Here is an 18141-nt window from a genome sequence, read left to right as displayed (position 1 = left end):
GCGATCTTTACAGATCTCTTTTAACTTTAACCGCTCAATTTTGAGCTAAACTTAACTGATATGAAAAGAGCATTTTTAGGAATTTTATTTTTAGCCGTGTCGTTTGCACACGCACAATCAGATCCCGGTTTTGGAATTAAAGCCGGTCTTAATTACGGAGGCACAGGAGACATTAGCGACTCTGCCGAAAACGCTTATCAAGACCCAAGTAGCGATATAGGCTACCACGTGGGTGTCTTTGGGCGTACAGGAGAAAAACTCTTCTTGCGACCAGAACTTATTTATACCAAGCTCAATTCTACCTACGAAGATGATGATTTTAGCATGCAAAAGCTAGACCTACCGGTTCTAGTAGGTCTTGAAGTTATTGGGCCACTACAAGTTTTTGCAGGTCCTGCTTTTCAATACATTTTAGATACCGAGTATGACGGCATCACCCTGGGAGATGTAAAAAACGATTTTACAGTAGGTCTCAATGTGGGCGCAGCAATCGCTTTAGGAAAACTTGGCGTTGACTTACGCTATGAGCGTGGTTTTGGTGATAACGAAGCAGAGTTTTTAGATTCTAACGGAATCATCACTTCGGGATCAAGAATAGACACACGACCTGATCAACTTATTTTAAGTGTATCGCTTAATTTATAATTATGTTTATAAGGTAAACCTCAGAGTGCTAAAATCTTTGGTGGCGCCAATAAAAAGCCCGTTATCATTGTTGATAACGGGCTTTTTTATTTCCTTTAATGGTTTTTTTATCCTATATCTGGATCTAAATAATCATCCAGACCATCATTATTTGAGTCAATATATATGGTATTTCCATCTTCATCAAAATCCAGTTCATCGCGCGTAGACGTTCCGTCACCATCATCATCTGTATCTAAATAATCAGGCACATTATCTCCATCAGTATCATCTCCTAATTCATTTACATAATGATTACCATTGATGTCTTCCCTCCAGTTAGGAACCCCGTCATTATCATTATCTGAATCCTCTACTGCACGATAAAGATCAAAGGTGAACACAAGATCTGAATATGCCGAAAAACCAGTCCCCGAACTATTAAAATACCCTAGTCCGCTTGGAATAAAAACAGCTCCAATGCCATAATCATCTCCAAAGCTGTATGTACCATCAGCGTTTTGAGTAAACTGCGTACCGGCTTTCAATTCACTTACTCCGTTAGCAAAACCAAAAACCACCTGAGTTAAATCAAACCAAACCGGCGTAACCGAAGCATCAAAACGATTTCCACCTACAACACTTCCTTGATAATTCACAAAAGTTGAGTCAGCAAAAGTAGGCTGTACTCCTGCTCCCTCTCGAGCTTTTAAAATGTATAGCTCATAATCAGTATCTTCAAAAGTATATTGACGTGTGATCACCTGATTAGAAAGTGGTGTCTTATTAGCATTAGCTCCGCTAATCGTATCAAAACGAATTTTGAAATCAAAGTCAGCAGCAGGCGTTTCAAATTCCTCATAATTGTAAAAGTGCGTATCAAGATAAGCTCTCAAGTTGGCCGAACTTTCTACTTGCACTTCCCCCCGATCACGAACTTCGATCTCTGTAGTTCCGTCATCATCTTTTTTACAAGAAACAAAAAATAAAAGGCCCATAACCGCCACAAACACTTTTCTTACCATAGTCATCATATTGCTTTTAGGTCGCGCAAGATACAATTTTACGCTATTTTTGTATTGTTAAAAACGAGCTTTAAAGCAATAGATTATGCGAGTTGACAAATATTTGTGGTGTGTGAGATACTTTAAAACACGTTCTATAGCTACAAATGCCTGTAAAAAAGGACAGGTAAAAATTAATGATGTTGCAGTGAAGCCTTCACGAGAAGTGTTTCCATCAGACACCATTCAAGTAAGAAAAAATCAAATTAACTATGTCATCGAGGTTTTAGACCATCCGCCTAGTCGCGTGGGAGCCAAATTGGTTGGCCTCTACTGCGTTGATAAAACCCCTGCTGAAAACCTTGAAAAACTAGATCTTTTAAAATACTCACAGGATTATTATCGAAAAAAAGGAACCGGGCGGCCTACTAAAAAAGATCGGCGTGATCTTGATGACTTTTACGAAAACGACGACTTTTTTGAAGACTGATTTAAATAAAAATTATTGGGAGCACAGGTATCAAAATGATCAAACGGGTTGGGACGCCGGCCAAGTGACTCAACCTTTAAAAGAATATACTGACCAGATTACTAACAAAGAATTAAAAATTCTTGTTCCTGGAGCCGGTTATGGCCACGAAGTGCTGCACCTAGCGCATTTAGGATTTGAAAATGTCACGGTAGTTGATTTTTCAGTTTCCGCGTTGCGAAATCTAAAAGCACGCCTGCCGGAAAACTGTAACTATCGACTGATCGAAGGTGATTTTTTTGAACATAACGGCACGTATGATCTAATTTTAGAACAAACCTTTTTTTGTGCTTTAGAACCTGATTTAAGACCTAGCTATGTCCAACACTGCTTTGATCTATTAGCCGAAAAAGGCAAAATTTCAGGAGTCTTATTTAACTTTGAATTGACTGAAAAAGGGCCTCCATTTGGCGGAAGCTTAACAGAATATCAAAACTTATTTACGTCTTACTTTGAACTTAGAACTTTAGAAGCCTGCTATAATTCTATAAAACCAAGACAAGGCAACGAACTCTTTTTTATCTTTGAAAAATCAACAACAGCTAAATGATGAAAACCGAGGTGCAAACCATTTTAGATCACGAAGACATTAAGAATAAAATTCGCCGAATTGCTTATCAGATCTACGAAAGCAACGTAGACGAAAAAGAAATTATTCTTGCCGGAATCGCACTTAACGGTTATGTTATTGCCGAGCGTTTAAAAGCAATTCTCGAGGAAGTTTCAGCGCTTCAATGTACCTTGTGCAAAGTTACAATGAATAAAACTGCTCCTCAAGGCACAGTTGAAACCTCTCTTAATGCATCAGAATACAAAGATAAATCTCTTGTGCTTATAGATGATGTCTTGAATTCCGGAACGACGCTGATTTACGGTGTAAAGCACTTTTTAGATGTACCTCTAAAACAATTTAAGACCGCTGTTTTAGTCAATCGTAATCATAAAAAATATCCGGTTAAGGCAGATTTTAAAGGTATCTCCTTGAGCACTTCACTTAATGAACGCGTTAAAGTGCGCTTCAAGCCCGGCAAAGACTCTGCGATCTTAGAATAGTTTTTGTTGCAATTGCGCGACGAGTTCGCCTACAGGCTCTCCTTTAACCATCAATTTGACAGCTGCTTGATTGTAGTAATAACTGCGCTCAAATAAGTGTTTCCGTATAAATTCTTCTAATTTTTCTGGAGTATCCTGATGTTTTAAAACAGGACGATGATCGCGTTGAGACCACAAACGCTGTGTTAATTCCGCAACGCCTACATTTATATAAACCGAAGTTCCTTCGGCTGCTTTAATGCGCTCCATTGCGTCTCCGTAACAAGGTGTACCGCCTCCCAGGCTTATAATTGTGTTATCATACCCCTGAAGCAATTCATTTAAATATTCTGATTCTTTTTTTCTAAAATAAATCTCACCGCGCTCCTCAAAAATTTTGGCAATAGATTTCCCTTCTTTGTCTTCAAGAAAATGATCAAAGTCGATAAAATTCATCTCCTGCTCTTGGGCCAAGATCTTTCCTAAGGTAGACTTTCCTGAACCCATATAGCCTATTAAATAGATTTTCATTTTAAAAAATTACTGATTTTCAGAAGCCTATACCTGCTTCTTTAATTTTATTCAAATTTATCACAAAAAGGCTTGTGTAGATTAAAAAAATGGATGTATATTTGCAGCCGCATTTAAGGAAAGACTTGGTAGCTCAGTTGGTAGAGCATCTCCCTTTTAAGGAGAGGGTCCTGGGTTCGAGCCCCAGCCAAGTCACAAACCACATAAACCAGATTTTAACGTCTGGTTTTGTTTTTTAGTACACCATCGACTTGGTAGCTCAGTTGGTAGAGCATCTCCCTTTTAAGGAGAGGGTCCTGGGTTCGAGCCCCAGCCAAGTCACAAGAATTTAAACCAGATTTTGCCGTCTGGTTTTATTTTATAGTAATTTTGAATTAAACAGACCCGGGTGCTGAAATTGGTAGACAGGCACGGTTGAGGGCCGTGTGTACTTCGTACGTGTGGGTTCAAGTCCCATCCCGGGTACAACTAGAATTAAAAAAACCCTGTGAAATCAACACTTCACAGGGTTTTTTATTTGCCTACTGATAAATCAACAGACCAGATTTTATACTTCAAATTGTAATCTATTCTGTGAATTCTGCATCGCTTACAGGTTCAAACCATACGGAGGCTCCCATCTCTGTATTTGGAATTACAAAAATGTGGATCATAGCTTCATCTGTTGAAGCGCCGTGCCAATGCTTTACATTTTTTGGCACTTTAACTACATCCCCTTTAACTATGGTTTCTTTAGCTCTGCCTTCAATCTGGTGATATCCTGTTCCTTCTGTTACCATTAAAAGTTGTCCGCTAGGGTGATAATGCCAGTTGGTACGTGAGCCCGCTTCAAAAGTTACGCTACCCGATTTTGTAGTGTATATTGAATCTTCAGGAACTAATAAATTCATATAAACATCTCCCACAAACTTTTCTTTTGAGGTGCGGGTACCCTTATCAAAAATTTGTTCTTTCGATTGACTTTCGACTTCAGGATTTTTAGGAGTGCTTTCTACACAAGAAAATAAAGTGAGCGTGAAGACCACAAAACAGATAGGAGTATATCGATTCATATGGAAAATGTTTAAAATTCTTTAATAGCATCCTCTATTCTTTGCTCCCCCTCTACCATTTCAAAAACGGCATTTTGCGCCACATCATCATTTAACACGTGAACCAATGTATACGCAACATCGTCTCGGGTAACCTCGCCGTGCTCTACATCAAGTGCCGCTTCTATTTTGCGCGTGCCTTCTTCATTTTTTAAAGTTCCGGGACGCACAATCGTATAATTAAGTCCGCTATTCTTTAAATAATTATCTGCTTTACGTTTAGCCTCCAGATAGTGTCTCAGCGACTCGCTACTTTCAGGATTATCAGCATTAATCGAACTTAGCATGATAAACTTTTTAACCTCAACATCTTTGCTCGCATCTATAAGTCGCTTGGCACCCTCCTGATCTACATCAATTGTTTTTTCAGGACCAGTGTTTCCGCCGGAACCCGCAGCAAAAATTACCTTATCAATACCTTTTACCGCTTTAGATAAATCCTTTTCTAAATCCCCTAAAACGGTGTCTATTCCTTGTATTTTAAATTGCTTTTGCTGTTCTTGTTTGCGCACCATAGCCACCGGGTTATAATATTGCGACTGATCGAGATAGCTTACGATCAATTTTCCGGTCGTTCCGTTTGCGCCTGCCACTAAAACATTTTCTTTACTGGTTTCCATAACATTAGTATTTTTTGCGGTTCAAGTAATCTTGGTTAAAGTTACTTAGCGCCCAAAAGGCGCACTAAAGGATTAACGGCATTTAACGCCCGTATCAGCGCTTCTTAGCATTGTATTAAGATGTCGTTAAAGCTTTTTACATTTAAATGGAATACTCCTAGTTTTGCAGTATGAAAACAAGCTTTGGTAATCTTACAGATTCAGAAACTCCGGTACTGATAGATTTTTTTGCGACATGGTGTGGACCGTGCCAAACGCTAGCACCTATACTTGAAGACGTAAAAAAAGATCTGGGCGAAAAGGTCAAGATCGTAAAAGTTGATGTCGACAAAAATCAAACCTTAGCTCAGAAATTTCAGGTGCGCGGTGTTCCTACCCTGATGCTTTTTAAAAATGGAGAGCAGGTTTGGCGACAAAGCGGTGTTTTAACGCGTGCCGATATCAAAAAGGTTATTGAAAGTTACTAGCGTGCTTTTACCTCACTAAAGCCAATTCCTAAAGATTTTTCATAATTACGAAGAGTGCGCAACTCTTTAGAAGTCACTAAAGCCAGCGATAAGCCTTCTTTACCGGCTCTTGCAGTTCGGCCACTTCTGTGAGTGTAATATTCTTCTTGATCAGGCATTTGATAATGAATCACAAAAGTGAGGTCCTGAACATCAATCCCACGGGCAGCAATATCTGTTGCAACAAGTAGGCGCAAACTTTCGTTTTTAAAAGCACGCATCACTTTATCCCGTTCCTTTTGTAGCATATCTCCTTGAAGAGCTTCGGCAGCAACATTTTTAGCAATTAGTTGTTTGGCCAGTTTTGCAGTTGCCGCTTTGGTTTTACAGAAAATAATTCCGCGTTCTCCTTTTTTACTTCTCAGGAAGTCCAAAAGAATAGGTAGTTTATCAACCTCTTCACACTGCAAAAATTTATGCTCAATATTTTTATTCACCACATCGCGACTTATCTGAATACGGTACGCATCTTCGGCCATATGCTGATTAACGATCTGTTTGATTCCGTGCGGCATAGTCGCTGAAAACAACCATTTATTTTCAACATTTCTCAACGCGCTTAAAATTTCGTCTAGCTGCTGCTTGAAGCCCATGCTCAGCATCTCATCGGCTTCGTCAAGCACCACGGTGTGCACCTGAGATAAGTCAATCGCCTTTCGATTAAGCAAATCGATCAAACGTCCCGGGGTAGCCACAACGATATGTGTAGGTCTGCTCAAATTTTTGATCTGAATATCTATCTTCTCCCCACCGTAAACGGCTTCGGTAAAAATCTTCTCGGTATATTTTGTGAATTTAAAAAGCTGCTTTGCTACCTGCTGACTCAATTCACGCGTTGGACACAGAATCAGCGCCTGTATACTCTTTTGATTCGCATTTATACGCTCCAGAATTGGCAATCCATAAGCCGCAGTTTTTCCGGTACCGGTTTGAGCCTGCCCAACTAAATGCGCATTTCTTTCTAAAAGCAACGGAATAGCTTCTTCTTGAATTTGAGTTGGATTTACAATGCCAAGCTCATTCAAGCCTTTGATCAGGTTTTTATTCAGTCCTAAGGATTTAAAATTCTGTGCCATTTTTCAATTTTGATTGCGCAAAGATACATAAAGCGTACACGGTATTCCTTGAAGAAATCAAAAGGTGAACTCCTAAAAGACTATTTTTTTAAATCGAATTGTTCCTCTGAAGTCATCAATACTCTTAGTCTTTCATCTATAAATAACTCTAAATCAAAAGCCTATTTCCAAATACTATAACGTTATAGACTAAAATAATTGTAAAATTTTCAGAATTAATAGTATTACTATTAATTTAGCGATCAAAATTTGTTTTTATGGATGAGTTACTTCGCAATTTGAAGATCATTATCAACGACAATGTCTATTTAAAAGACCCCGAATCTTCGCTATTAGGAAGACGTATTGTTAAGCACGGTATTTTATTAATCAACGAATTAGGCTTTGATAATTTTACATTCAAAAAATTAGGCGATTGTATTGAATCTAACGAAAGTTCGATCTACAGGTATTTTGAGAATAAGCATAAATTCTTGATTTATTTGACGAATTGGTATTGGGGATGGAAAGAATACCAACTCGCTTTTGCTACTGCAAACATTCACGATCCTAAAGAAAAACTAGAACAAGCCATCGAGATTCTTACGCGTGAGGTTGAAGAAGATCATTCATTTAATCATATTAATGAGGTAGCGCTTAACAAGATCGTTATCAATGAATATTCAAAATCTTACCTCACTAAAGAGGTAGATGATGAAAATAAAGAAGGTTATTTTGTTATTTACAAAAGACTTTCAACCCGGTTGAAAGAAATGATCGCAGATGTAAATGAAGGCTATCCTTACCCCGCAAGTCTGGCAAGTACCATCTTAGCGGGCTCATTACATCAGCATTTTCTAAAGGATCATTTTACCTCCTTAACAGATTGTGGAAAGAAGACCTCACCGTCGCAATACTTTATCCACCTTACTTCAAACCTTTTAAACTCCTAAACACTATATGGAATCTAAAACATTAACGCCCTGGCAACGTTTTGTAAGGCTACTTAAATTAGAGAAGAAAGATTTCTTACAAATTCTCTATTATGCCATTTTTGCCGGTCTCGTAAGTTTATCGCTTCCTTTAGGGATTCAGGCGATCGTAAATCTTATTCAAGGTGCGCAGATCACTACTTCCTGGATTATTCTCGTTGTATTAGTGACTTTGGGAGTTGCCTTTGTAGGTGCGTTGCAACTGATGCAAATACGTATTCTGGAGAATGTGCAGCAAAAGATCTTTACGCGTGCATCTTTTGAATTTACTTATCGCTTTCCGAAGATAAAGATGAGCGAACTTAAAGATTATTATCCGCCGGAATTAGCAAACCGTTTTTTTGATATTCTCACGATACAGAAGAGTTTGTATAAACTGGTGCTGGATTTTCCGGCTGCTTTGGTTCAAATTGTTTTCGGGTTGGTATTGCTTTCGTTTTACCATCCGTTTTTTATTTTCTACGGAATCCTTCTGATTCTCTTGATTTATTTAGTGTTTAAATTCACCGGAAACACCGGGTTACAAACCAGTCTTACCGAATCAAAATACAAATATAAGATCGCACATTGGATCCAAGAGATCGCGCGGGCACTGGTAAGCTTCAAGCTTTCCGGTAGATCTAGTCTTGCGCTCGACAAAAATGATGCTCTAGTAAGTGATTACGTAGATGCGCGTGAGAGTCACTTTAAAATCTTGCGCATTCAGTTTATACAAATGATCGCTTTTAAAGTACTCGTAACCGCCGGTCTATTATTAATTGGTGGTTTTCTGGTACTGAATCAAACTATGAATATTGGTCAATTTGTGGCTGCTGAGATTATAATTGTATTGATCATCAATTCGGTTGAAAAACTCATTTTAGGACTTGAGAATTTTTACGATCTGCTTACGGCTTTAGAAAAAGTGGGTCAGGTAGTTGACAAAAAACTTGAAGATCAAGAGTTATCAAAACCTTTTGACAATGCAGACAATCTTAATCTGGAATTACGCAACGTAAGCTATGTAGATAAAGCTGACGAAGTTACCATTCTTGACAAAGTTTCGCTTGAAATCAATCCCGGCGAACACGTACTGATTAACGGCCCCAACGGCGCCGGAAAATCAACCTTACTGAAGATCATCGCCGGAATTCTAGAACCTACTTCGGGTGAATTTTTCATCAATAATAAATCGGTTAAAGGGATTCAGCTCAATCATTACAGAGCCTTGTTAGGGCAATCCTTTCCTGAGGAAACTCCGTTTGAAGGCACCATTTTAGACAACATTACGTTTGGAGACAAAACGGTTCCGCAGGAAAATATAGACTGGGCAATTGAAAAAATGGGGCTATCTGATTTTGTAAAAGATCAACCCAAAGGTTTAGATACGCTTATAAAACCAGAAGGGCAGCGACTTTCAAAAACCATTGCAGATAAGATTGTGATGGCGCGCAGTATTGTGCGCAAGCCTAAAGTTTTGATCTTAAAAGAACCGCTGACTAAATTTTCTGCGGAAGAAAAAGGGCGCATTGTAAACTTTTTATTTGACAAGTCTAACTCCTGGGCAATCATTGTTGCCAGTAAAGACGAAGCTTGGCGCAACTGCTGTGAACGCACTTTGTGGCTAGACGGCGGCAAACTTTCAACTTCAAATTAAACTCCTATGCTTAATATATCTCAAGATAAAATAAACGAAAAGGTAGATATTAGCGGCTATAAGGCTTCAAAAAAGGTCTTAGAGAAAAAGCATTATGCCTACTTTAATCGCTTTCTCAAAGTGTTTACGGTGATCTTAATCGTAGTACTTTTTCTGCCATGGACGCAGACCATTTCAGGTATAGGTTATGTAACAACACTTACCCCTGAGCAGCGACCGCAAACCATACAATCTCCCATTCCCGGGCGTGTTGAAAAATGGTATGTACGCGAGGGAGAGTCGGTAAAAAAAGGAGATACGATCCTTTTTATTACCGAAGTGAAAAATGAATATTTTGACCCTAATCTGGTAGAGCGTACAGACCAACAGGTGCGTGCTAAAGCCAGTTCGGTAGAGTCCTATAAAAATAAGGTAAACGCCTTAGGTAATCAGATCGAAGCTTTGCGCAGCGAACGTATTTTAAAGTTGAAACAAGCAGATAACAAACGCATTCAAGCACAGTTAAAGATCAAAAGCGACAGTATTGATTTTGAAGCGACCAAAACCAATCTTAGGATTGCCGAGCGTCAGTATGAGCGAACGCTGGCCTTACAACAAGAGGGCTTAAAAGCAGTGACCGATGTTGAAGAAAAACGCTTGAAATTGCAGGAAGCTCAGGCTAAGATCATTTCGCAAGAAAATAAATTATTGGCCAGTCGCAACGAATTGTTAAATGCACAAATAGAGCTTAACCGTCTTGAAGCAACCTACGCCGATAAGATTTCCAAAGCTCAAAGTGATCAAGCGACAGCGCTTTCTACACAGCTAGACACAGAAGCTGCGGTGAGCAAATTAGAGAATACCCGCACCAATTATGAGATCCGTAATAACTTGTATTACGTGCGAGCACCACAAGATGGGTTTATCAATAAAGCGATCATAGGAGGTATTGGCGAGACGTTTAAAGAAGGACAACAGTTGGTGAGTATTATGCCTACCAATTATGATATTGCGGTAGAAACTTATGTAAAACCCATAGACCTTCCGTTGATTCACGACGGTGAAAAAGTGCGTATTCAGTTTGATGGATGGCCTTCTATAGTTTTTAGCGGTTGGCCGTATAATTCCTTTGGAACTTTTGGAGGAAAGGTAGTTGCCGTAGAGCGCTTCATAAGCCCTAACGGAAAATACCGTGTGCTTCTAGCTCCCGACCCTGATGAGCAGCCTTGGCCCGAAGCTTTGCGTATAGGTGCCGGTGCAAACACATTAGCACTTTTAGAAGACGTGCCCATCTGGTATGAGTTGTGGCGAAAACTCAACGGTTTCCCACCTAACTACTATACCCCAACAACAGCAACACCTAATAAAGATTCTGCTAAAAAATGAGAAAAGCTATAATCATACTGGCCTTTCTATGTTGTGTTTTCGGGCTTCAAGCTCAGGTAGATTCATTGCAGGTTTTAAGTTTCTCAGAGTATATAAGTCTGGTGAAACAAAACCATCCTGTAGCGAAGCAAGCCAACCTGATTTTAGAAACCGGAGATGCTAAACTACTCAAAGCGCGTGGCGGTTTTGACCCAAAAGTTGAAGTAGATTTTGATCAGAAGGTTTTCAAAGAAACTGAATATTATGATCTGCTAAATGCTACTTTTAAAATCCCTACCTGGTACGGAATTGATCTTAAGGCACAATTTGAAGAAAACGAAGGATATTATTTAAATCCGCAAAAAACAGTTCCTGAAAACGGACTCTATACTGCGGGGATCTCTGCTTCTTTAGGACAAGGCTTATGGATCAATGAGCGTATGGCCACGTTGAAACAGGCTAAAGTATATCAGCAGCAAGCGCGAGCTGATCTTGATCTGGCAGTGAACGCCATTTTGCACGATGCGGCTGTAGCTTATTTTGACTGGTTACAAGCCTATAAAAAAGTGTTGCTTTACGAGCGATCTTTAGAAAATACCATCGTTCGTTTTAGAGGAATTAAGCAAAGCGCGTTGCTGGGCGATATTCCGTTAATTGATACAACTGAAGCTAAAATTAGTGTTCAAAGCAGAGCGCTGAGTTTAAAAGAGGTAGAACTCGAGTACGTTCAGAAAAAATTAGAATTAGCTAATTACCTCTGGTTAGGAAATAATATTCCTGTGGAGCTACAGGATGATGTTTTTCCTCAGGACGATTTAGCTTTTGTTATTGATGAAACACTGGATATTACCGGTTTTGATCTTGCAGATTTTCAGATCAACGAGCATCCTAAAATGCGCTCTCTGGCGTATAAAGTGGAAGGTTTAGAAATTGAAAAGCGACTTAAAGCCAATAAATTGCTTCCGGTGATTGATGTGAATTATAATTTTATTTCATCAGAACCTGAGAATCTGGACAGTTTTTATACTCAGAATTATAAAGCCGGACTGCATTTTAAAATGCCTTTATTTCTTCGGAAAGAACGTGGAGATCTTGAACTTGCGAAGTTGAAATTACAAGACACCGAACTGGATCTGACCAACTCGCGCTTGCAACTTCAGAATAAAATAAAAGCTGTGAATACTGAGTTGTTCACCTTGCAAGAGCAAAATGCAATGGCCGAAGAACTGGTTACCAATTACGCAACGATGCTCAACGCAGAAGAGCGTAAATATCAGGTAGGCGAAAGTTCGATTTTCTTGATCAATTCGCGCGAATTGAAACTTATTGATTCTCAGCTGAAGCAAATAGAACTCACGTACAAGCTTTATAAAGCAAAGGCTAAACTCTTTAAAACGATCGCTAATAATCCTGATAACATATAAGGAGTATTTTAGTTGTATAAGCCGCGCGCATTACATCTAGATTATCAAGTAAACTTTGTAACTTTGCAGCTTCAAAAAAGGAGACTATGATTATCGTAAAAACAAGAGAAGAGATAGAACTTATGCGTGAAAGCGCACTAATCGTATCTAAAACTCTTGGTGCCTTAGCAGCAGAAGTAAAACCCGGTGTAACCACATTAGAGCTTGATAAGATCGCCGAAACCTGCATTCGCGACCACGGTGCTATTCCCGGATTTCTCGGACTATACGATTTTCCTAATTCCCTTTGCATGAGCCCAAACGAACAAGTGGTACACGGGATTCCTAATGACAAACCTCTTGAAAACGGCGATATTATTTCAATAGACTGTGGCGCTCTAAAAAATGGTTTTTACGGGGATCACGCCTATACTTTTGAAGTAGGCGAAGTAGCTCCTGAAACTAAAAAATTATTGAAGGTCACTAAAGAATCGCTTTATAAAGGGATTGAACAATTTAAGTTTGGTAATCGCGTAGGAGATGTAGGTTATGCGATTCAGAAGTATTGTGAAGATCACGGTTATGGCATTGTACGTGAATTAGTAGGTCACGGTCTGGGCGCTAAAATGCACGAAGATCCTGAAATGCCTAACTACGGACGTCGAGGCCGCGGTAAAAAATTTATTGAAGGAATGGTTGTCGCTATTGAACCTATGGTAAATAGAGGAACACACCGCATCAAACAACATCGCGATGGCTGGACGATCACTACCCGCGACGGCGAGCCTAGCGCTCATTTTGAGCACGATGTTGCTTTAGTAGACGGAAAACCGGAGCTTCTTTCAACTTTTAAGTATATTTATGACGCTTTAGGCATTACCAGCGATGAAGAAGATGCCTTTAGAGCTCAACCTATTACCAATTAATTTTTAAATACCAAGTGCCATGCAGTTAGAAACTTGGATTGACTATCGTGAAGATAACTGGGAAGAAGGCTATAAAATAGGGCTTTCAAATTATGGTCAAGTGCGCAGCTACAATAAAAACCCAAATGGGAATATTATTAAAGGTGGACACATTAATGGCTATGTAACGGTAAACATCAAATTAGCTAATGGCAAACGCCGTAATTTTTATCTGCACAAGTTGCTGGCGAAAGCGTTTTTAAAGGCCGGAGAAAACGAAAAAGCGGTATTACATCTCAATCACGACAAGACAGACAATAGAGTTACTAACCTAAAATGGGCCACGCACAAAGAGCGCTATGCGCACCAAAAAACGAGTCCGTTAGATATTAAGCGCCGTACTTCAGGGGAACGTCACTACACTAAATTAAGTTACGCCGAAGCTAAAGTACTTAAGAAAAAACTACTTGACCCTAACAGGCGTACCCGATTAAAAGTTTTGGCGAAACAATTTGGTGTTTCAGAAATGCAATTGCATCGTATTAAAACCGGAGAAAACTGGGGAGATCTTCAAGTATGATTTCAAGTCTTTTTAAGCGTGTTTTAAATAGTGTTCCGCGCCCTTTATTAATTCGTCTCAGTTACATTGCAAGACCTTTTCTCGCCTTCAGTCTACGAGGCGACACCTATCAAGATCCTATAGACGGAAAAACCTTTAAGAAGTTTTTGCCGTACGGTTACGAAAACCAAAGAGAGAATGTACTCTCCCCTTCTACCCTTTCGTTAGAGCGACATCGCCTCCTGTGGTTATACCTAAAAGAGAAAACTGATTTTTTTAAAGCAAAGAAAAAAGTACTTCATTTCGCACCAGAACAAGCCTTTTACAAGCGCTTTAAGCAGATGCAAAATCTTGATTATACTACTACTGATTTGAATTCTCCTCTCGCGGATGTCAAAGCTGATATTTGTGATTTGCCCTTCAGTGAAAATACTTATGATATCATTTTTTGTAATCACGTTTTAGAACATATTCCTGATGACACTAAAGCGATGCAAGAATTATATAGAGTACTCAAGCCGGGTGGAATGGCTATTTTACAAATTCCGCAAGATCTGAATAGAGCCAAGACCTTTGCTGATGATTCTATAACAGATCCTAAAGAACGCGCAAAAGTATTTGGTCAATATGACCACGTTAGGATTTATGGTCGCGATTATTTTGATAAATTACGGTCCATAGGTTTTAAGGTAAAGGAAATTGACCTGACCGCTAAGATGCCAGTAGCAACTGTAGATAAATACCGCTTAGCACCAGGAGAGCTCTTGCCCGTATGTTTTAAATGATCGCTATGCAAAAAAGCTATTTTATTCTGTTTGTCCTTCTCGCTTTCAACAACTGGATATATAGTCAAGCAAATGATTGTACCAATGCTATCATTCTTTGCGGCAACACTCCGGTAGGTGTAGAACCAAATGGTATTGGCTTTGATGAATTCAGTCTCCCCGGAAACTTTGTACCTCCCTGTTACAGTTTTAACACAGCTACGGTATGGTTTGAGATCAATATTGATCAAGCCGGAACATTAGGTTTTGATATCGTTCCCGCTAATGGCACAGATGATTATGACTTTGCGGTTTATGGCCCGGTTACTGATTGTGCTAATTTAGGAAGGTCTATTCGCTGCAGTAGTACCAATCCTCAAAATGCAGGAGTGAGCGCAAATACGGGTTTAAACGCAACAGAAACAGATGTTACTGAGGGACCGGGAGGCAATGGTAATGGGTATCTGCAAGAATTAACAGTAAATGCCGGAGAGCGCTATTATCTCTTAGTTGATCGTGCCATAGGAGCCGGAGGATTTTCAATTAACTTAAATGGTACTGCTACGTTTCCTGAAACGCCCGATTACAATACCATTCAAGATTTAGAAGTTTGTGATGTTGTAGGCAGCAACGACGGCTTTTACGATTTTAACCTCGCAAGTCAAGCTTCAAGTATCACAAGCGGACACCCCGACTCTCAGGTTAGTTTTCACGCTTCATTAGGTGATGCCAACCTTGACCAGAATCCGCTACCCAACACATACACTAACACCACTGCAAATAGGCAAACTATCTACGCGCGCATTAGTAGTAGAACCGGCCCCTGCTCTTCGATTGAAACATTTGATCTCATTGTAAATAGAGATCCGGTTTATAACAACCCAAATCAGCTTTATATCTGTAACGCTACCACCATTGAAAATTATGACCTTGCTGCGTTGAACGACCAGATCACAGGTTCTGACTCCGATCTAAATATTACTTATTACAGTTCTTCAATTGATGCATTTACGAATCGCGGGGCTATAACTAACATCAATGTTCCTTTCAGTGGAATTGAAATATTCTTCAATATTAGAAATACTGCAACGGGATGCATAATTACAGATAGTTTCAGAGTAGACTATGAATATGGCCCAATATTAAATCAACCCGACCCTTTGATATATTGTCGTGATGATAACACCACACTCACTTATGATTTGTCAGACATTGAAAGTGAGGCATTAAATGGATTAGATCCTGACGATTTTGACACTTATTTTTATGAATCTATAGCAAATCGGGCAAATGACGTTGACCGACTTCCGATAAGCTGGGATGCTTCAGCTAATTCCCGAACGCTTTATTTTAGAACTATAAATACAGTAACCGGCTGTTACACTGACGGCTCTTTTGACATTTTGGTTGTGGATTCCCCCGACTACACTTTTGAAGAAATTCAATACTTATGTGTAGATGATCCCAATCCGTTTACCTTAAAAATTGATGCAGGGTTTACTCGTTATGAATGGAGTACGGGTCAAAGCGGGGCTACTTTAAATACGATCACCGTCAATCAACCCGGAACCTATAGTGTAACCGCATTCAACTCGTATGGATGCTCTACAACCAAAACCACACAAGTGCTAGCCTCAGAGCGCGCAACCATTGTAGATGTAGAAGTGGTAGGTCTAAACTATCCGCAGAATGAAGCGATCATCAATGTTACCGGACAAGGGGCTTATGAATTTTCATTAGATAACGGAGGCTATACCTCTAGCAATACATTTACCGGCTTATCCAGAGGTTACCATACCATTACGGTAAGAGACCTTAACGGATGTGGTTCTGTGCAATCCCAAGCCTTTCTTATTCTGGATTATCCCAGATATTTCACTCCAAATGGTGATGGTTACCACGATACTTGGGAACTTGTTGGTTTAAATGAATATCCCGGAGCTTATGTGCGCATTTATGATAGGTATGGAAAATTGCTTAAAGAGCTAAGCGCTCAAGCTGCCCGCTGGGATGGAACATATTTAGACAAAATTCTTAAACCGGACGACTATTGGTTCGAACTCGTTTTACCCGAAGGAGCTCGTGTAACCGGCCACTTTACCTTGATTAATTAGCCGGAATCAAATACTCTTGAAACTTAGTTGACATATAAACCTGCACGCTGGCTCCTTCACTTTGCGTGTAAAGCAAATAAGCATCGATAGCATCAGCTTGTTCTAAAACTTGTTTAGAACGTTCAAAACCTAAAGCCATAAATGCAGTTGCATAGGCATCAGCCTCTGCGCAGGTTTTAGCAATGACCGTTGAACTCAGCACATCACTTTTTTCAGCTAAACCCGTTAATGGATTCACCGTATGTACATAGCGCTGCCCCGTTACAGAGTCTACTCTAAACTTGCGATAATTACCAGAGCCCGCCATCCCGTTATTTTCTAGGGAAACTGCTTCGGTATAATCTCTATCTGTGACCGGAGCGTTGATATTTTCAATACCTACTCTCCAGGCTTGATCTTTAGACAAATTCTTTCCGTGTGCTAAAAGTTCGCCACCTAATTCAATCAAATAATGCTCAACACCATTTTCCTCTAGCATCGCCCCAATTCTATCAATACAATAGCCTTTAGCGATACTATTAAAGTCAAGATACACCGACTTATCATCCTTTATTATTTTGCCTTCTTCAGAAATTTTAATTTTATCAAGACCTACGTATGCTTTTAAAGAGTCTAATGTTGTACTGTCAAGTTGTTTTAAAGGCTTTCCCGGGCCGAAGCCATAAGCGTTAACCAAAATCCCCACAGTAGGATCATAATAGCCATTAGTAGCCCTATAGACTTTTCTAGACAACGCGAGCACTTCTTTAAACATAGCATCAACAACAACTGTTGTATCGCCGGTGTTGATCTTTGAAATATCAGAATCCGGCTGGTACGTACTCATGGACTTGTTAATTGCTGCAATTGTTGAATCAAACTTCTGAGAAACCTCAAAGCGTTCATCGGCATAAAATTGTACTTGATATCCCGTTCCTAATGCCTGTCCTGAAAGCACAACCAACTTTGGGTCTGTATCGCAACTTATAGCAATCAAACCTAATGCTAAACCTAATAAATACTTCATTATTCTATTTCTTGTAAGCCGTTATATATAACTGTGTAAGAATCTCCCTTTTCTACGGGTTTTCCGTAATCCTCTGCACTACCCAAACCCACTCCTGCATAAAAGGTTTTGGCATTAAATTTATCTGCGTGCAACTTCATTTCACTCATAAAACCTTCATCGTAGGCATTAGCATTTTCAGGATAACTCACAGCCCGCACGATCACAAAATGCAATTTTTTGTCGCGTAAAGCTACAAACTGCGGATTGCGTTTGAGTTCGCTATTCACCCCTAAAAATTCAAAACCCTGAGCTTCTAGATCTTTTCCTACAATATTCATCGCAAGGTTATGAAGCTCCTGTTTATTTAATAATTCTGCCATAAAGCAAAGATACAGCGCGTGGAATTATAGCAGAAAAAAAGCCGCTACTTTCGTAACGGCTTTT

General features: G+C 39.5%; 20 protein-coding genes and 3 tRNA genes. 16 read left to right on the top strand and 7 right to left on the bottom strand.

Features of this window, described 5'->3' with window-relative positions; genetic code table 11:
• Positions 1-60: 60 nt before the first annotated feature.
• Positions 61-645 carry an outer membrane beta-barrel protein gene (locus HCN54_RS02655; RefSeq protein WP_167596413.1) on the top strand — a complete coding sequence of 195 codons (585 nt, stop codon included), beginning with the start codon at positions 61-63 and terminating at the stop codon, positions 643-645.
• A 107-nt stretch (positions 646-752) separates the two neighbouring features.
• Here HCN54_RS02655 and HCN54_RS02650 read toward each other — a convergent pair whose 3' ends face one another.
• Positions 753-1649, bottom strand: a complete 897-nt coding sequence (locus HCN54_RS02650) for an FKBP-type peptidyl-prolyl cis-trans isomerase (RefSeq protein WP_240924936.1) — start codon at positions 1647-1649, stop codon at positions 753-755.
• An 85-nt stretch (positions 1650-1734) separates the two neighbouring features.
• Here HCN54_RS02650 and HCN54_RS02645 point away from each other — a divergent pair, with 85 nt between their 5' ends.
• Genes HCN54_RS02645 through HCN54_RS02635 form a run of 3 tightly spaced genes read left to right on the top strand, consistent with a single transcriptional unit; the run spans position 1735 to position 3210 of the window.
• Positions 1735-2118: an RNA-binding S4 domain-containing protein gene (locus HCN54_RS02645; RefSeq protein ID WP_072984522.1), complete on the top strand. Its 384-nt coding sequence runs from the start codon at positions 1735-1737 to the stop codon at positions 2116-2118.
• Complete coding sequence (locus HCN54_RS02640; RefSeq protein ID WP_240924934.1) at positions 2108-2707, top strand: methyltransferase domain-containing protein; 600 nt, start codon at positions 2108-2110, stop codon at positions 2705-2707. The genes HCN54_RS02645 and HCN54_RS02640 overlap by 11 nt, the downstream gene beginning before the upstream one ends.
• Positions 2707-3210 (top strand): phosphoribosyltransferase family protein, encoded by a 504-nt coding sequence (locus HCN54_RS02635; protein ID WP_167598821.1) that lies wholly within the window; start codon positions 2707-2709, stop codon positions 3208-3210. Before HCN54_RS02640 ends, HCN54_RS02635 begins: the two co-directional genes overlap by 1 nt.
• On the opposite strand, the gene HCN54_RS02630 is transcribed toward HCN54_RS02635, so the two are convergent.
• Complete coding sequence (locus HCN54_RS02630; RefSeq protein WP_167596411.1) at positions 3202-3720, bottom strand: shikimate kinase; 519 nt, start codon at positions 3718-3720, stop codon at positions 3202-3204. The two genes, HCN54_RS02635 and HCN54_RS02630, sit on opposite strands and share 9 nt — an antisense overlap.
• A gap of 122 nt (positions 3721-3842) precedes the next feature.
• Here HCN54_RS02630 and HCN54_RS02625 point away from each other — a divergent pair.
• The 3 genes from HCN54_RS02625 (at position 3843) to HCN54_RS02615 (ending at position 4185) form a co-directional block, all read left to right on the top strand.
• Positions 3843-3915, top strand: a tRNA-Lys gene (locus HCN54_RS02625).
• 53 nt (positions 3916-3968) lie between these two features.
• A tRNA-Lys gene (locus HCN54_RS02620) sits at positions 3969-4041 on the top strand.
• 61 nt (positions 4042-4102) lie between these two features.
• Positions 4103-4185 (top strand) — tRNA-Leu (locus tag HCN54_RS02615).
• Positions 4186-4286: 101 nt separating this feature from the next.
• Here the strand turns inward: HCN54_RS02615 and HCN54_RS02610 are convergent.
• Positions 4287-4772 carry a cupin domain-containing protein gene (locus tag HCN54_RS02610; RefSeq protein WP_167596410.1) on the bottom strand — a complete coding sequence of 162 codons (486 nt, stop codon included), beginning with the start codon at positions 4770-4772 and terminating at the stop codon, positions 4287-4289.
• 11 nt (positions 4773-4783) lie between these two features.
• On the bottom strand, positions 4784-5431 hold the full coding sequence (locus HCN54_RS02605) for an SDR family oxidoreductase (protein ID WP_167596409.1): 648 nt from the start codon (positions 5429-5431) through the stop codon (positions 4784-4786).
• A gap of 170 nt (positions 5432-5601) precedes the next feature.
• Here HCN54_RS02605 and trxA point away from each other — a divergent pair, with 170 nt between their 5' ends.
• The gene (trxA, locus tag HCN54_RS02600) at positions 5602-5898 is read left to right on the top strand and encodes a thioredoxin (protein WP_072984514.1); all 297 of its coding nucleotides are present in this window, start codon (positions 5602-5604) and stop codon (positions 5896-5898) included.
• On the opposite strand, the gene HCN54_RS02595 is transcribed toward trxA, so the two are convergent.
• Positions 5895-7013 (bottom strand): DEAD/DEAH box helicase, encoded by a 1119-nt coding sequence (locus HCN54_RS02595; RefSeq protein ID WP_167596408.1) that lies wholly within the window; start codon positions 7011-7013, stop codon positions 5895-5897. The genes trxA and HCN54_RS02595 overlap by 4 nt on opposite strands.
• A gap of 257 nt (positions 7014-7270) precedes the next feature.
• Here HCN54_RS02595 and HCN54_RS02590 point away from each other — a divergent pair, with 257 nt between their 5' ends.
• From HCN54_RS02590 to HCN54_RS02555, 8 genes are all read left to right on the top strand, one after another.
• Complete coding sequence (locus HCN54_RS02590; RefSeq protein ID WP_072984510.1) at positions 7271-7945, top strand: TetR/AcrR family transcriptional regulator; 675 nt, start codon at positions 7271-7273, stop codon at positions 7943-7945.
• Between the two features lie 7 nt (positions 7946-7952).
• A complete protein-coding gene (locus HCN54_RS02585) occupies positions 7953-9620 on the top strand; it encodes a peptidase domain-containing ABC transporter (protein ID WP_167596407.1) in 1668 nt (555 codons plus the stop codon).
• 6 nt (positions 9621-9626) lie between these two features.
• A complete protein-coding gene (locus HCN54_RS02580) occupies positions 9627-10985 on the top strand; it encodes an HlyD family secretion protein (RefSeq protein ID WP_072984506.1) in 1359 nt (452 codons plus the stop codon).
• A complete protein-coding gene (locus tag HCN54_RS02575; RefSeq protein ID WP_167596406.1) occupies positions 10982-12388 on the top strand; it encodes a TolC family protein in 1407 nt (468 codons plus the stop codon). The genes HCN54_RS02580 and HCN54_RS02575 overlap by 4 nt, the downstream gene beginning before the upstream one ends.
• An 86-nt stretch (positions 12389-12474) precedes the next feature.
• On the top strand, positions 12475-13293 hold the full coding sequence (gene map / locus HCN54_RS02570; RefSeq protein ID WP_167596405.1) for a type I methionyl aminopeptidase: 819 nt from the start codon (positions 12475-12477) through the stop codon (positions 13291-13293).
• A gap of 19 nt (positions 13294-13312) precedes the next feature.
• Positions 13313-13852, top strand: coding sequence for an HNH endonuclease (locus HCN54_RS02565; protein WP_072984500.1), 540 nt, complete (start codon positions 13313-13315; stop codon positions 13850-13852).
• Positions 13852-14616, top strand: coding sequence for a class I SAM-dependent methyltransferase (locus HCN54_RS02560; RefSeq protein ID WP_167598820.1), 765 nt, complete (start codon positions 13852-13854; stop codon positions 14614-14616). The genes HCN54_RS02565 and HCN54_RS02560 overlap by 1 nt, the downstream gene beginning before the upstream one ends.
• Before the next feature lie 5 nt (positions 14617-14621).
• Positions 14622-16709 carry a T9SS type B sorting domain-containing protein gene (locus HCN54_RS02555; protein WP_167596404.1) on the top strand — a complete coding sequence of 696 codons (2088 nt, stop codon included), beginning with the start codon at positions 14622-14624 and terminating at the stop codon, positions 16707-16709.
• Here the strand turns inward: HCN54_RS02555 and HCN54_RS02550 are convergent.
• Positions 16702-17715: an FAD:protein FMN transferase gene (locus HCN54_RS02550; protein ID WP_240924933.1), complete on the bottom strand. Its 1014-nt coding sequence runs from the start codon at positions 17713-17715 to the stop codon at positions 16702-16704. The two genes, HCN54_RS02555 and HCN54_RS02550, sit on opposite strands and share 8 nt — an antisense overlap.
• On the bottom strand, positions 17715-18077 hold the full coding sequence (locus HCN54_RS02545) for a Na(+)-translocating NADH-quinone reductase subunit F (RefSeq protein WP_072984492.1): 363 nt from the start codon (positions 18075-18077) through the stop codon (positions 17715-17717). The genes HCN54_RS02550 and HCN54_RS02545 overlap by 1 nt, the downstream gene beginning before the upstream one ends.
• Between the last annotated feature and the right edge of the window lie 64 nt (positions 18078-18141).

The sequence above is a fragment of the Leeuwenhoekiella sp. ZYFB001 genome, assembly GCF_011784865.1.
Lineage (GTDB): Bacteria > Bacteroidota > Bacteroidia > Flavobacteriales > Flavobacteriaceae > Leeuwenhoekiella > Leeuwenhoekiella palythoae.
Note: the sequence above shows the minus strand (reverse complement) of the source record. Positions and strands in the feature narration are given on the sequence as shown.

What these genes read in the sequence shown, in the direction of transcription:
- HCN54_RS02655 (WP_167596413.1), top strand. Translation starts at nt 61, where the DNA reads ATGAAAAGAGCATTTTTAGGAATTTTATTTTTAGCCGTGTCGTTTGCA.
- HCN54_RS02650 (WP_240924936.1), bottom strand. Translation starts at nt 1,649, where the DNA reads ATGGTAAGAAAAGTGTTTGTGGCGGTTATGGGCCTTTTATTTTTTGTT.
- HCN54_RS02645 (WP_072984522.1), top strand. Translation starts at nt 1,735, where the DNA reads ATGCGAGTTGACAAATATTTGTGGTGTGTGAGATACTTTAAAACACGT.
- HCN54_RS02635 (WP_167598821.1), top strand. Translation starts at nt 2,707, where the DNA reads ATGAAAACCGAGGTGCAAACCATTTTAGATCACGAAGACATTAAGAAT.
- HCN54_RS02630 (WP_167596411.1), bottom strand. Translation starts at nt 3,720, where the DNA reads ATGAAAATCTATTTAATAGGCTATATGGGTTCAGGAAAGTCTACCTTA.
- HCN54_RS02610 (WP_167596410.1), bottom strand. Translation starts at nt 4,772, where the DNA reads ATGAATCGATATACTCCTATCTGTTTTGTGGTCTTCACGCTCACTTTA.
- HCN54_RS02605 (WP_167596409.1), bottom strand. Translation starts at nt 5,431, where the DNA reads ATGGAAACCAGTAAAGAAAATGTTTTAGTGGCAGGCGCAAACGGAACG.
- trxA (WP_072984514.1), top strand. Translation starts at nt 5,602, where the DNA reads ATGAAAACAAGCTTTGGTAATCTTACAGATTCAGAAACTCCGGTACTG.
- HCN54_RS02595 (WP_167596408.1), bottom strand. Translation starts at nt 7,013, where the DNA reads ATGGCACAGAATTTTAAATCCTTAGGACTGAATAAAAACCTGATCAAA.
- HCN54_RS02590 (WP_072984510.1), top strand. Translation starts at nt 7,271, where the DNA reads ATGGATGAGTTACTTCGCAATTTGAAGATCATTATCAACGACAATGTC.
- HCN54_RS02585 (WP_167596407.1), top strand. Translation starts at nt 7,953, where the DNA reads ATGGAATCTAAAACATTAACGCCCTGGCAACGTTTTGTAAGGCTACTT.
- HCN54_RS02580 (WP_072984506.1), top strand. Translation starts at nt 9,627, where the DNA reads ATGCTTAATATATCTCAAGATAAAATAAACGAAAAGGTAGATATTAGC.
- HCN54_RS02575 (WP_167596406.1), top strand. Translation starts at nt 10,982, where the DNA reads ATGAGAAAAGCTATAATCATACTGGCCTTTCTATGTTGTGTTTTCGGG.
- map (WP_167596405.1), top strand. Translation starts at nt 12,475, where the DNA reads ATGATTATCGTAAAAACAAGAGAAGAGATAGAACTTATGCGTGAAAGC.
- HCN54_RS02565 (WP_072984500.1), top strand. Translation starts at nt 13,313, where the DNA reads ATGCAGTTAGAAACTTGGATTGACTATCGTGAAGATAACTGGGAAGAA.
- HCN54_RS02555 (WP_167596404.1), top strand. Translation starts at nt 14,622, where the DNA reads ATGCAAAAAAGCTATTTTATTCTGTTTGTCCTTCTCGCTTTCAACAAC.
- HCN54_RS02550 (WP_240924933.1), bottom strand. Translation starts at nt 17,715, where the DNA reads ATGAAGTATTTATTAGGTTTAGCATTAGGTTTGATTGCTATAAGTTGC.
- HCN54_RS02545 (WP_072984492.1), bottom strand. Translation starts at nt 18,077, where the DNA reads ATGGCAGAATTATTAAATAAACAGGAGCTTCATAACCTTGCGATGAAT.